This window comes from Psychromonas arctica DSM 14288, from assembly GCF_000482725.1.
Classification (GTDB): domain Bacteria; phylum Pseudomonadota; class Gammaproteobacteria; order Enterobacterales; family Psychromonadaceae; genus Psychromonas; species Psychromonas arctica.
The window spans coordinates 41,261-54,158 of record NZ_KI519484.1; the positions used below are offsets into that span (position 1 = coordinate 41,261).

Genomic DNA, 12,898 nt, shown 5'->3' on the forward strand with positions numbered 1-12,898 from the left:
CGTTTTCTAAAAGGGTGGTTTCAAATGCGCATTGCTTTAGGTATTGAATATGATGGTGCTAACTATTACGGTTGGCAAAGACAGAAAGAAGTGAATTCTGTACAAGAAGAACTTGAAAAAGCATTATCCAATATCGCTAATCACCCGGTCAGTGTTAATTGCGCAGGTCGTACCGATGCCGGTGTTCACGGTACGGGGCAAGTTGTACATTTTGATACCGATGCAGACCGCCAAACCGGTGCATGGACCTTAGGTGTTAATGCCAAATTGCCCGATGATATTGCAGTACGTTGGGTAAAAGAAGTCGATCACTCTTTCCATGCCCGCTTTAGTGCAACGGCGAGACGCTATCGCTATATTATCTATAATGGTGTTTATCGTCCTGGAATTTTAAGTAAAGGCTTAAGCCATTATCACTGTGATTTAGATGCCGATAAGATGCATTTAGCCGGACAACAATTGGTTGGTGAACAAGATTTTACATCGTTTAGAGCATTACATTGCCAAGCAAATAGCCCTGTACGTACCATTGAATATTTAAATGTGACAAGACGTAGTAACTTTATCGTTATTGATATTAAAGCAAATGCTTTTCTGCACCATATGGTGCGTAATATTGCGGGTAGTTTAATCGAAATTGGCCAAGGTAAGCAGCCCGTTGATTGGTTAAATACTTTGCTAGATTACAAAGATCGTTCAAAAGCTGCTGCAACAGCAAAGCCCGGTGGTTTGTATCTTGTAGAAGTAGATTACCCAGAACAATTTGATTTACCGAGACCTGCTTGTGGGCCTTTATTTCTAGATATTTAATGTGGCAAATTTATTATGACTAATAACACCATACAATCGGTTTTCAGTTCAGAAACATTAAGTGAATGGTTAATGCACTTAGAAAAATTACATCCCAGTGCAATAGAATTAGGATTAACACGTATTACTGAAGTGGGTAAACGTCTTAATTTAATTCATTTCGATGCTAAAGTGATCACGGTTGCTGGCACCAACGGTAAAGGGACAACCTGTGCTTATTTAGAAAAAATATTAATTGATGCCGGTTTTAAAGTTGGCGTTTATAGTTCTCCACATATACATCGTTATAACGAACGATTACGTATCAATTTAAAAGAACTCGATGATAAAGCTCACTGTGAAGCTTTTGTCATTATTGAACAAGCTAGATTAGATATCTCATTGAGTTACTTTGAGTATGCTACGTTAGCTTGTTTATATTTACTTCAACAGCAACAATGTGACTATATTTTATTAGAAGTAGGACTAGGTGGTCGTCTAGACGCTACCAACATGGTTGAATCTGATTTGAGTGTTGTTACTACCATTGGCATTGATCATATTGATTGGCTTGGCAGTGACAGAGAAGTAATAGGTTTTGAAAAAGCCGGTGTATTTAGAGCACATAAGCCTGCTATCTGCGGTGAGTTAGATGCACCTGTCTCCATTTTAAAACACGCGACTTCCATTTCAGCTGACCTTAAACTAGCGAATAGAGATTTTAGTTTTTCCGTTATTGATCAGGAAAATTGGTCATGGCATGGGCAAAAAGAATTGTCTCCAATTAAACAAACATTGATGCCAATGCAAAATGCTTCAACTGCCTTAGCTGTGATAGAAGCGTTAGCGATAGACATTGCTCCTAAACAACTCATTAAATCCGTTGAAACGGCATCGTTAGCAGGGCGTTTACAAGCTATATCGGGTTATCCTTGTGACGTCTATATTGATGTGGCACATAACCCGCAATCTGCACAATATTTGGCGACACAATTACAACGCTTAAAAGCAGAGAAAGGCGAAGATTGTAAAGTGCATGCTGTCGTGGGCATGTTATCTGATAAAGATATGAGTGCTACTTTAGCGGAAACTAATTCATCTATATCAGATTATAGCTTTGTTGATTTGAATTGTTTTAGAGGCGCATCTTCAGCTTTACTTTTAGAAGCTTATCAACATAGTCAAAATCATAATACCGTTACTAACAACATTAATAATAACGGCAACAATAGGCATAATGTGACCTGTTTTAAAAATGTACAGAGTGCTGTCAATCAAGTCGTCAAAAGTGCAGCAGCTTCTGATATAATTATTGTATTCGGTTCTTTTCATACCGTTTCTGATATTTTAACTAATTGGCAAGGGTAAAACGTGGCAACTCAGTTTAAAAACCGTTTAGTAGGCGTCACCATCTTAGTTGCCCTTGTGGTTATTTTTTTACCTTCATTGATAGACGGTAAAAAAACATCATACCAACAAGAGTTTGTTGCAACGCCGATTAAGCCTGAATTAAAACCTCATACTAAAACTTTCGCTGATCCTGCGAGTATTAATGATCCTAAACTGGTTGTTGACCCCATCAAAGTGTCTCAATCTATTAAAACTGTTGATCAAAAAATATCACAGCCAGTTAAAGAAAATACCAAAAATGCTGAATGGAAAGTAGAAGAAATTGCTGCAGTCGAAGAAACAAAAGCTAAACAGACTGCGGCACCTACTCAACACAGTAATGCTGTTTCAAGTTATGAAAAAGTGAACTTTACTGATCCTGCATGGACTATTCAACTCGGTGCATTTGAAAATAAAGCCAACATTAATGCCTTATTAAAAAAGCTTAATAAAGCTGGATTTAGAGCACATACCATTCCAAAAGTTGTAATGGATGGGCAATTAACACGTGTATTTGTTGGTCCAGACGTTTCTAAAGAAAAACTTGAAGGACAATTACCTAGGTTAAAAAACTTGACTAGTTTAAACGGAAAATTAGTACCGTTTACACCGATTGAGCCTTAGTTTTTGAAGCCTTTCTAAAAAATCTCTGTTAGAATGCGCGCGTTTAATACTTACTACAAATTAGGGATCTTATGAATTGGTTTGATATCGCCATTCTTGGTGTAATTGGTTTTTCTTCATTAATCAGTTTAGTTCGCGGTTTCACCAAAGAGGCCATCTCACTTGTTACTTGGTTTGCTGCATTTTTTGTTGCCAGCAATTTTTATCCTGAAGTTACACAATACTTAACTCAAATCAATGACGATAAATTACGTAATATTGCTGCTATTGGCATTTTGTTCGTTGCGATTTTATTAATTGGCGCTTTAATTAATTACATCATTAATCGACTTGTTGCTGTCACTGGGTTATCAGGTACAGACCGTTTGTTAGGTGTGATTTTCGGTGCAATACGTGGCATTTTAATTGTCAGCGCGGTACTCTTTTTTATTGATTCCTTTACTTCATTCCATGACAGTGCGTGGTGGAAAGAATCTACATTGATCCCTGAGTTTGGGATTGTAATCGAATGGTTTTTTGAACATTTGGAAGGATCGTCAAGTTTTCTAAAAAATATTAAATCGACCACTATTTAATGGTTGGTTTAAATTAGTTACTCAATTTTAAGGTACATTAATTTGTACTTTTTTGTGAACACTCTCAAAAATAGAAAGGCTTTAACTTATGTGTGGAATAGTGGGTATCGTTGGTTCAACTCCTGTCAATCAAAGTATTTATGATGCATTGACCGTATTGCAACACCGCGGGCAAGACGCAGCGGGAATTGTTACGACATATGGTGGTAACTTTAAACAACGTAAAGCAAACGGTTTAGTTAAAGATGTTTTTGAAACTAAACATATGCAACGTCTAAAAGGTAATAGTGGTATTGGCCACGTGCGTTACCCTACTGCAGGTAGCTCTAGCGCTGCTGAAGCACAACCATTCTACGTTAACTCTCCTTGGGGGATTTCTCTAGCACATAACGGTAACTTAACTAATGCCAAAGAATTACGTGCTGCGTTAATTAAGTCGCGTCGTCATATTAATACTACTTCTGATTCAGAGCTGTTGTTAAATACCCTAGCTGCTGAATTAGGTAAAACTAAAACAGATCATTTATCCGCTGACGATATCTTTAATGCGATTTCAGAAGTACATAAACAAATCAGTGGTGCTTATGCAGTGACTGCTTTGATCATTGACCATGGTTTAATTGCTTTTCGTGACCCAGACGGTATTCGTCCTTTAGTACTTGGATCTCGCCAAACAGATGAAGGCGATATTGAGTACATCGTTGCTTCTGAAAGTGTAGGACTTGATACCATTGGTTTCAGATTTTTACGTGACGTTGAACCGGGTGAAGCAGTATACATTACTGAAAATAGAAAATTATTTACCCAGCAATGTGCTGAGAAAACATCGTTAACGCCGTGTATTTTTGAATATGTCTATTTTGCACGTCCAGATTCAACATTAAATGGTATTTCTGTGTATGAAGCGCGTTTAGAAATGGGCCGTAAATTAGGTGCCAAAATTAAACGTGATTGGGCAGATGTGGATATTGATGCTGTTATTCCAATTCCAGAAACCTCTAATGATATAGCTTTAGAAATTTCTGTTGAATTAGGATTACCGTATCGCCAAGGCTTTGTAAAAAATCGCTACATTGGTCGTACCTTTATCATGCCGGGTCAAACCCAACGTCGTAAATCTGTACGTCGTAAGTTAAATCCAATTACTGCTGAATTTAAAGGTAAAAATGTTTTACTAGTTGATGACTCAATTGTACGTGGCACAACATCAGAGCAGATCATTGAAATGGTAAGAGAAGCGGGTGCTAAAAAAGTATACCTAGCTTCAGCTGCGCCAGAAGTGCGTTTTCCAAATGTGTATGGTATTGATATGCCAACACCTGAAGAATTGATTGCACATGGTCGGAATGTTGAACAAATCAGCGATTGTATTGGTACTGATAAATTAATATTCCAAGACCTACAAGATTTAAAAGATGCGGTTGGCAAGCAAAATCCATCAATTAAAGAGTTTGAGTGTTCAGTATTTGATGGTAAATACGTGACTGCTGGTATCAATAAAGAATATTTTGATTATTTAGCAAGTTTACGTAGTGAAGATGCTAAGAAAATCCAAACTCAAAAAGAAGAAATTGCTAATTTAGAGATGTACAACGAATCGTAATCCCATTGATTAGTTTTTCTTAGAATGATCTAAAAGCACAGCTTCGGCTGTGCTTTTTAGTGTTAGCCTTAATGAGAAATCTATCTGACAAATTAAGTGATTTATTTCCCTACGTAACAATTGATCACATATTTGTTGGTAATAATAACTTTATTTGTAGCTGAGAGTTTGTAGGTAAAGTTTACTGGCTTACTATATTACTAATAGATTTATTTTAGCTGTAAAAAAACCAGCCGTTAAGCTGGTTTGATTTTTTACTAGAACAAATTACTGACGTAATTTAGAATTCAGCGCTGCCTGGAGCACGTGGGAATGCAATAACGTCACGGATATTTTGAACACCCGTTACGTACGACACTAAACGCTCAAAACCAAGTCCGAATCCAGCATGAGGAACCGTGCCGTATTTACGTAAATCACGGTACCAGCTGTAATCTTCTTTATCTAATCCCATCTCTTCAAGACGTTTATCTAAAGCTACTAGGTCTTCTTCACGTTGACTACCACCAATGATTTCACCAATCCCCGGTGCTAATACATCCATCGCTGCTACCGTTTTACCATCAGCGTTTAATTTCATGTAGAAAGCTTTAATATCTTTCGGGTAATTTTGTAGAATAATTGGCGCACCAACATGTTCTTCAGCAAGGTAACGTTCATGTTCAGATTGTAAATCTACGCCCCATTCAACAGGATATTCAAAGGTTTTATCGCATTTTTGTAGAATATCAATCGCGTCTGTGTAATCCATACGTACAAATTCAGAGTTAACCATATTTTGTAAACGTGTGATTGCTTCTTTATCTACACGCTCAGCAAAAAAGGCCATGTCATCGGCACGCTCTGTTAACACTGCATTGAATACATATTTCAACATATCTTCAGCTAATTGCGCTGCATCAGATAAGTCAGCAAAAGCAATTTCAGGTTCTACCATCCAGAATTCAGCCAAGTGACGAGTAGTGTTTGAGTTTTCGGCACGGAAAGTTGGACCAAAAGTGTAGACATTACTTAACGCACAAGCATAAGTTTCTGCGTTTAATTGTCCAGAAACGGTTAGAAACGTTTCTTTACCGAAGAAATCTTTTTTGTAATCAATCTTACCTTCAGCATCACGTGGTAAATTTTCTAGATCTAAAGTACTTACTTGGAACATTTCACCAGCACCTTCACAGTCACTACCTGTGATGATTGGCGTACTGATCCAATTAAATCCTCGCTCATAAAAGAAATTATGAATTGCATGAGATAAACAGTTACGTACACGCGTAACTGCACCAAACATATTAGTACGAGGGCGAAGGTGTGCATGCTCACGCATATATTCAATACTATGGCGTTTAGCTGACATCGGGTAAGTATCTGGGTCTTGTACAAAACCATGAACAACCACTGATGTTGCTTGTAATTCAAACTGCTGGCCTTTTCCTGGGCTTTCAACTAACTCACCAGTGACCGCAACACTACAACCTGCCGATAAATTTAATACGTCGGTAGTATAATTTTCTAATTCAGCAGGTACAACAGCTTGAATTGGATCGAAGCATGAACCGTCATAAATGTTTAGAAATGATATGCCAGCTTTTGAATCACGACGAGTTCGGATCCAACCTTTTACTGTCACTTGGCTGCCTAATGCAAATTTGCTGTTGAAAATATCAACAATGGGTGTTTTTGACATCTTAAATAGTGCTCCATAATCACAGTCTTAACTGTTTTATACTAAAAATATTGATAGCTGCTTATATTACCTTGGCCAGTTTTAGATACAAGTCTCTCATTCTATATTAATGCCACTATTACCCTATAAAAGCGCATTAAATAGTCAGCTTCGATAACTACAAGCTTTTATTCTCTTAATGGTGTTTAATTATTGATAAACACAAGACGAAGAGAAAAGTTAAAGCTAATAAAATTTTTACTCATCGATTTTTTTACATACTTGGTAAATAGCATCACATAGTTTATTAATTTGCTTCTTGGATGCTACGTAGGGTGGCATCACATAAATAAGCTTACCAAAGGGGCGGATCCAAACGCCTAAGTTTACAAACTGTTTTTGAATGTTAACCATATCAACAGATCGGTGCAATTCAACCACACCAATTGCACCTAATACGCGCACCTTATTAACACTTGGTAATTGTTCACAGCGTAAAAGCTGACTATTTAATTGTGACGAAATAGAGAAAACTAATTGTTGCCAATCTGTGCTTAAGAGTTTTTTAAGGTTGGCGTTGGCAACCGAACAAGCTAAAGCATTTCCCATGAAAGTAGGCCCGTGCATAAATACTCCGGCTTTACCTTCACTAATCGTTGTGGCAACTTTTGTAGTAGCAAGCGTTGCAGCAAAACTCATATATCCACCAGTGATAGCCTTGCCTAGACATAGAATGTCAGGGCTGATGTCTGCGTGTTCACAAGCAAATAGTTTACCAGTTCGACCAAACCCCGTTGCAATTTCATCGGCGATCAGCAGCACCCCGTATTGATCACATAAAGATCTTGCTGCTTTGAGATAATTAGGATGGTAAAAGTGCATGCCGCCAGCACCTTGGACAATAGGCTCGAGAATTAAAGCTGCGATGTGTTGATGATTTTCTGCTAAAAGAGTAGAAAGATCGTCCATTGCACTTTGTTGCCAAGGTTGGTCAAAGTTAATACTGGGTTGCTCAGTAAAGTAGTTTTTAGCAACAAAGTCTTGATATAGTTCATGCATCGAACCTTCAGGATCAGTCACACTCATGGCAGCAAAGGTATCGCCGTGATAGCCTTTTTTAAGTGCAATAAATTTTGTTTTATTTTGTCCGAGTGATTGCCAATATTGTAGTGCCATTTTCATGGCAACTTCCACAGCAACACTACCTGAGTCGCTAAAGAATACTTTTTCTAGCCCCTTTGGAGTGATCTCTATTAATGTTTTTGCAAGGTCAACAGCAGGTTGGTGAGTTAAGCCGCCAAACATCACATGTGACATTTTTGCGAGTTGTTGTGTGGCTGCTTCGTTTAATTCTTTAACATTATAACCAAACAAACAAGCCCACCAAGATGACATACCATCAACTAATACTTCACCAGATGTTAATGAAATAGTGCATCCATTTGCACTGTCTACGGGATAACATGGAATAGGGGTTGTCATTGAAGTATAAGGATGCCAAATATGCTGTTTATCATAAGATAAGTCGATTTCTTGCTTATTTATCTGTTTATCGTTCATTTTGCGACCACATGTAAAGTAAAAGTAAGCTTTAAAGTTGACAGTGTAACTTTCAACATTAAACTAACCAAATATTTTTCTGCACAGGGTTATAACAATGAACAATGCTATTTCAAGTAACATGGTTAATAAAACACAAATTCGACACGATTGGTCTGTTGCAGAAGTGAATGCGTTATATGCATTACCTTTCATGGATTTAATGTTTCAAGCACAAACAATACATCGTGCTCACTTTCCTAATAACCAAGTTCAAGTTAGTACTTTATTGTCGATCAAAACCGGTGCTTGCCCTGAAGATTGTAAGTACTGTCCGCAAAGTGCACGTTATGATACGGGTCTTGAAAAAGAAACGTTAATGGAAGTTGAAAAAGTGATCAAGGCTGCTAAAGATGCAAAAGCGACGGGGTCTACTCGCTTTTGTATGGGCGCTGCATGGAAAAACCCAAAACAACGCGATATGCCTTATTTAGTAGAAATGATTAAAGAGGTTAAATCGTTAGGCTTAGAGTCTTGCATGACCTTAGGTATGTTAGATGATAATCAAGCACAACAACTCTCCAACGCCGGTTTAGATTATTACAATCATAACTTAGATACTTCACCTGAATATTACGGTGAAATTATTACGACACGTAGCTACCAAGAAAGGTTAGATACTTTGGACAACGTTCGTAGTGCCGGTATGAAAGTATGTAGCGGCGGTATTGTTGGTTTAGGTGAAGAAGGCAAAGATCGTTCAGGCTTATTAGTACAATTAGCTAATTTACCCGTACAACCTGAAAGTGTACCGATTAATAAGCTAGTGAAAGTGAAAGGCACACCATTGGATAGTGTAGAAGATCTTGATGATTTTGAGTTTATTAAAACCATTGCTATCGCGCGTATTTTGATGCCTAAATCGCATGTTCGTTTATCAGCGGGTCGGGAAGATATGTCTGAACAAACACAGGCATTATGTTTTATGGCCGGTGCTAACTCTATTTTCTATGGTTGCAAGTTACTAACCACAGCAAATCCTGATGAAAACTCTGATATGCGTTTGTTTAATAAGTTAGGTATCAATAAAGAAGAGATAAATCTATCGCCTTACGAAGCTGAAAAAACAGTGGATGCCGCTATTATTCGACATAGCGAGAAAGATGAATTGTTTTACGATGCAACCAGTAAAGTATAAACATGGCTTTTTCTTTTATTGCTGAGCAACTTGCTCAGCGTAAACAGCAACACTTACACCGCGCTTCTGTTCCAGTCACGGGTAAACAAGCACGTTATATTGAAGTTAACGGAAAACAGTACCTTAACTTTTCTAGCAACGACTATTTGGGCTTAGCTTCAGATCCGTTATTGATTAATGCTTGGAAGAAAGGTGCTGATTTATTTGGTATTGGCAGCGGTGGCTCCTATTTGGTGACCGGGTATAATAAAGTGCATCACGATGTGACGCAGCAACTGCAAGAGTGGTTAGGGTTAGAAGCCGTTGCACTTTTTAGCTCTGGGTACTCGGCGAATCAAGCTTTAATAAAATTACTACTCTCAAAAAATGATTTATTAGTTCAAGACAAAATAAATCATGCTTCTTTGATGGAAGCCGGCTCTATCAGTGCTGCTAAAATGCAACGTTTTAAGCATAATGATATGCAACACCTTGCCAGCATTTTAAATACCCACCAACAAACCGAAAACAAGCTCGTTATTTCAGAAGGGGTATTTAGTATGGATGGCGATAGTGCCCCTATCAACGCACTTAAACAACAATGCAGCGCGCATAAAGCTTGGTTAATGATTGATGATGCACACGGTTTAGGCGTATTAGGTAAAGAGGGTAAAGGTACGGTTGTTGATCAGCAGCTTGATAACAGCGATGTAAATATTTATATGGCCACTTTCGGTAAAGCCTTAGGTGTGGGTGGCGCTTTTGTCTCTGGTTCATCGCAACTTATCGATTATATTAATAACTTTTCAAAACCTTATATTTACACCACAGGTTTACCGCCGGCAATGGTGTATTGCATTGGCCAGGCTGCTCATTTAGCACAAACACAGCAGTGGCGTCGTGACCAGTTATGCGAATTAATTCGTTACTTTAAGCACTTATCTGCACACTACGAAATTCCTTTAATGCCTTCAAATACTGCTATTCAACCGGTATTAATTGGATCGAGTAATACTGCCTTAGCGGTTAGTCAATACTTAAAAGATAAAGGCTTTTGGACAACGGCGATACGTCCGCCAACAGTCGCTAAGGGCAGTGCTAGATTAAGAATAACGCTTACCAGTCAGCATCTAAAACAAGATATTGAAATACTTGTCAAACAGATTAAACAGGCTATTGATGCAAATAACTTCTAATAAAAAACTCGTAAAACGACAGTTTGTAATAGATTCTATTAATCAAGCAAACATGGCTTTAGCTAATACAAGTAAAAAGGCGATAAACAAAGAAGCAGTCAAAGCCTCTTTTTCAAAAGCGGCCGATCATTACGATCATTTTGCAGAGTTACAAAGAGAGATAGGGCACCATCTATTTGGCCTGATGCCTGTTACGGCCAAGCAATCTACTTCGATACTCGATTTAGGTTGTGGTACGGGTTATTTTTCTGCTTTATTACGTGATATGAGCATTAAAGCATCACTTACCTGTTTTGATTTATCTCCACAGATGTTGCAACAAACTGCGCAAAGAAAACTATCTCAATGTTGTTATATAGAAGGGGATATTGATGCTCAGCCATTTATCGCAGGGCAATTTGATCTCATTTTTTCAAACTTAGTATTACAGTGGAGTGAGCAACTAAGTTTATCATTACAACAAACTAATCAAGCCCTTAACAACGGTGGCAACTTGTGTTTTTCTACCTTACTTGATGGATCACTCTTTGAGCTTCAACAAGCTTGGAAAAGTGTTGATAGCGCGGTACACGTTAATCACTTTTTAACTAAAGAACAGGTTTTGATTGCTGTAAAACTAGCCGGTTATCAGCGAGTTAATATCTTCACAGAAACACGTATTAAAAAATACACAGATGTTATTAGTGTGCTCAAGGCGCTAAAAGGGATTGGGGCTAATCATGTACATGATAGAGACACCAAGCAAACATCAAATAGGCAATTATTAAAGCAATTAGAGCTTGGTTATCAACCATTTAAAGACCAAGACGGTTATTATAATTTGAGTTATCAAGTTTGTTATATTATTGCACAAAAATAAGCTAATGCCGGTATTGCTAGCATCGCTTCTTAACAACCTTTTAAAAAATGAGTAAACAATGCCACAATTTACTTTAGACGCAACACGATCAAAAACTGACCTCAGTACGCTTGCTAGGATCAACACAAAACTTGCTTCTACTACGTATTTTATCACCGGAACAGATACAGACGTGGGTAAAACTATTTGTACCAAAGCATTATTGCAAGCGGCTAATGAACAAGGTAAAAGCACCTTGGCCTATAAACCTATATCGGCAGGTTGTAGTCAAACTGAACAAGGGTTACGTAATGACGACGCGTTAATTTTACAGCAAAATAGTAGCTTACAAGTAGACTATACCGCGGTTAATCCGATTGCTTACCAGCAACCTATCGCCCCACATATTGCCGCCAGTGAAACTAATCAGCCTATTAATCTCACTACGGTAGATCAAGGTTTAACATTCTTACAACAGCAGTTGCCTCAATGCTTATTTGTAGAAGGTGCGGGTGGGTGGCACTTGCCAATTAATAAGCATCAGTTATTTTCAGAATGGGTCGTTGCAAATGAAATGCCGGTTATTTTAGTGGTGGGTTTAAAACTAGGATGTTTAAACCATGCGTTATTAACTGCTCAGAGCATTCAACAAAGTGGGCTAAATATAGCTGGTTGGATTGCCAATTATCTACAAGCGGAAATGCCCTATGTGCAGCAAAATATTGGCACTTTAACAGATTTCATTAATGCGCCATTACTTGCTGAAATACCCTATTTAGAGGATATTGAACAACAGAATTTGGCGCAATATATCAATGTAACCTTTATTTAATTTAGTTAATTTAGTTAATTTAGTTAATTTAGTTAATTTAGTTAATTTAGTTAATTTACCTGTCACTTTACATAATGTTAACTATAAACAGTTAACATTTAAATGCTTTCAAACCAATCTGGCACAGCGCGTTTAGTCCACTTTGCAAACTTTGCTTTATCTCCACGATAAAATTGTCGGTAAGCCTCGACAGCATTACCTTCGACTTTATAAATGTCTGGCATTGCTTGGGGAAAGGGAGTTAAACCGATAGCAGGAAAAGTATATTGCTCAATAATTGGTAAAACGGCCATCGACTTATGGTCGTGTTGTTTATTATAACGATACTTATACTCATCATTTAAAGCGACGCTTAAATCGCGTAACCAAATAAAATTGTCGTAGGACTCCTCTACCCATAATACACTGGGATGTTTAATGTGTGTCGACTTATAAGGGGTAACAAATCCTTTTTTATTTAATGCAGTACAAAGTAGTTGTACACTTTCTAAGATCATTTTTACAACGTGTTGATCGCAATGGTATTGAGCGCACTGTTTAATATCTTTATCTAATATGAATATGTTCATTACAGCCTCTAGTAAATTTTTTACCTATGCTGCTATACGCATTAAATCAATTTTAGGATCTGTTTTTGAATAATTAGCGCGCTAGATTCATACTTTATCTTATGAAC

At 37.6% G+C, this 12,898-nt stretch carries 12 protein-coding genes; 9 read left to right on the forward strand and 3 right to left on the reverse strand.

Features of this window, described 5'->3' with window-relative positions; genetic code table 11:
• Positions 1 to 24: 24 nt before the first annotated feature.
• The 5 genes from truA (at position 25) to purF (ending at position 4,980) form a co-directional block, all read left to right on the forward strand.
• Positions 25 to 810, forward strand: coding sequence for a tRNA pseudouridine(38-40) synthase TruA (truA, locus tag H592_RS0118865; RefSeq protein WP_028870148.1), 786 nt, complete (start codon positions 25 to 27; stop codon positions 808 to 810).
• A gap of 15 nt (positions 811 to 825) precedes the next feature.
• Positions 826 to 2,157: a bifunctional tetrahydrofolate synthase/dihydrofolate synthase gene (gene folC, locus H592_RS0118870; protein ID WP_028870149.1), complete on the forward strand. Its 1,332-nt coding sequence runs from the start codon at positions 826 to 828 to the stop codon at positions 2,155 to 2,157.
• A gap of 3 nt (positions 2,158 to 2,160) precedes the next feature.
• Positions 2,161 to 2,802, forward strand: coding sequence for an SPOR domain-containing protein (locus H592_RS0118875; RefSeq protein ID WP_028870150.1), 642 nt, complete (start codon positions 2,161 to 2,163; stop codon positions 2,800 to 2,802).
• Between the two features lie 71 nt (positions 2,803 to 2,873).
• Entirely contained in the window at positions 2,874 to 3,377 is a 504-nt protein-coding gene (locus tag H592_RS0118880) for a CvpA family protein (protein WP_028870151.1), read from the forward strand.
• Between the two features lie 88 nt (positions 3,378 to 3,465).
• Positions 3,466 to 4,980, forward strand: coding sequence for an amidophosphoribosyltransferase (gene purF / locus H592_RS0118885; RefSeq protein WP_028870152.1), 1,515 nt, complete (start codon positions 3,466 to 3,468; stop codon positions 4,978 to 4,980).
• 280 nt (positions 4,981 to 5,260) lie between these two features.
• On the opposite strand, the gene asnS is transcribed toward purF, so the two are convergent.
• Positions 5,261 to 6,661 carry an asparagine--tRNA ligase gene (asnS, locus tag H592_RS0118890; protein ID WP_028870153.1) on the reverse strand — a complete coding sequence of 467 codons (1,401 nt, stop codon included), beginning with the start codon at positions 6,659 to 6,661 and terminating at the stop codon, positions 5,261 to 5,263.
• 237 nt (positions 6,662 to 6,898) lie between these two features.
• Positions 6,899 to 8,200, reverse strand: coding sequence for an adenosylmethionine--8-amino-7-oxononanoate transaminase (bioA, locus tag H592_RS0118895; protein ID WP_051369270.1), 1,302 nt, complete (start codon positions 8,198 to 8,200; stop codon positions 6,899 to 6,901).
• Positions 8,201 to 8,321: 121 nt separating this feature from the next.
• Between bioA and bioB the strand changes: the two genes are divergently transcribed.
• The 4 genes from bioB to bioD are packed head-to-tail and all read left to right on the forward strand — an operon-like array spanning position 8,322 to position 12,222.
• On the forward strand, positions 8,322 to 9,377 hold the full coding sequence (bioB, locus tag H592_RS0118900) for a biotin synthase BioB (protein WP_028870155.1): 1,056 nt from the start codon (positions 8,322 to 8,324) through the stop codon (positions 9,375 to 9,377).
• A gap of 2 nt (positions 9,378 to 9,379) precedes the next feature.
• Complete coding sequence (gene bioF / locus H592_RS0118905; protein ID WP_028870156.1) at positions 9,380 to 10,552, forward strand: 8-amino-7-oxononanoate synthase; 1,173 nt, start codon at positions 9,380 to 9,382, stop codon at positions 10,550 to 10,552.
• A complete protein-coding gene (gene bioC, locus H592_RS0118910; protein ID WP_245600453.1) occupies positions 10,536 to 11,411 on the forward strand; it encodes a malonyl-ACP O-methyltransferase BioC in 876 nt (291 codons plus the stop codon). Before bioF ends, bioC begins: the two co-directional genes overlap by 17 nt.
• 58 nt (positions 11,412 to 11,469) lie before the next feature.
• Complete coding sequence (gene bioD / locus H592_RS0118915) at positions 11,470 to 12,222, forward strand: dethiobiotin synthase (protein ID WP_084296333.1); 753 nt, start codon at positions 11,470 to 11,472, stop codon at positions 12,220 to 12,222.
• Between the two features lie 98 nt (positions 12,223 to 12,320).
• Here the strand turns inward: bioD and H592_RS0118920 are convergent, their stop codons facing one another.
• A complete protein-coding gene (locus H592_RS0118920; RefSeq protein ID WP_028870159.1) occupies positions 12,321 to 12,791 on the reverse strand; it encodes a pyrimidine dimer DNA glycosylase/endonuclease V in 471 nt (156 codons plus the stop codon).
• Between the last annotated feature and the right edge of the window lie 107 nt (positions 12,792 to 12,898).

Coding starts and splice junctions, on each gene's coding strand:
- truA (WP_028870148.1), top strand. CDS start 25: ATGCGCATTGCTTTAGGTATTGAATATGATGGTGCTAACTATTACGGT.
- folC (WP_028870149.1), top strand. CDS start 826: ATGACTAATAACACCATACAATCGGTTTTCAGTTCAGAAACATTAAGT.
- H592_RS0118880 (WP_028870151.1), top strand. CDS start 2,874: ATGAATTGGTTTGATATCGCCATTCTTGGTGTAATTGGTTTTTCTTCA.
- purF (WP_028870152.1), top strand. CDS start 3,466: ATGTGTGGAATAGTGGGTATCGTTGGTTCAACTCCTGTCAATCAAAGT.
- asnS (WP_028870153.1), bottom strand. CDS start 6,661: ATGTCAAAAACACCCATTGTTGATATTTTCAACAGCAAATTTGCATTA.
- bioA (WP_051369270.1), bottom strand. CDS start 8,200: ATGAACGATAAACAGATAAATAAGCAAGAAATCGACTTATCTTATGAT.
- bioB (WP_028870155.1), top strand. CDS start 8,322: ATGGTTAATAAAACACAAATTCGACACGATTGGTCTGTTGCAGAAGTG.
- bioF (WP_028870156.1), top strand. CDS start 9,380: ATGGCTTTTTCTTTTATTGCTGAGCAACTTGCTCAGCGTAAACAGCAA.
- bioC (WP_245600453.1), top strand. CDS start 10,536: ATGCAAATAACTTCTAATAAAAAACTCGTAAAACGACAGTTTGTAATA.
- bioD (WP_084296333.1), top strand. CDS start 11,470: ATGCCACAATTTACTTTAGACGCAACACGATCAAAAACTGACCTCAGT.
- H592_RS0118920 (WP_028870159.1), bottom strand. CDS start 12,791: ATGAACATATTCATATTAGATAAAGATATTAAACAGTGCGCTCAATAC.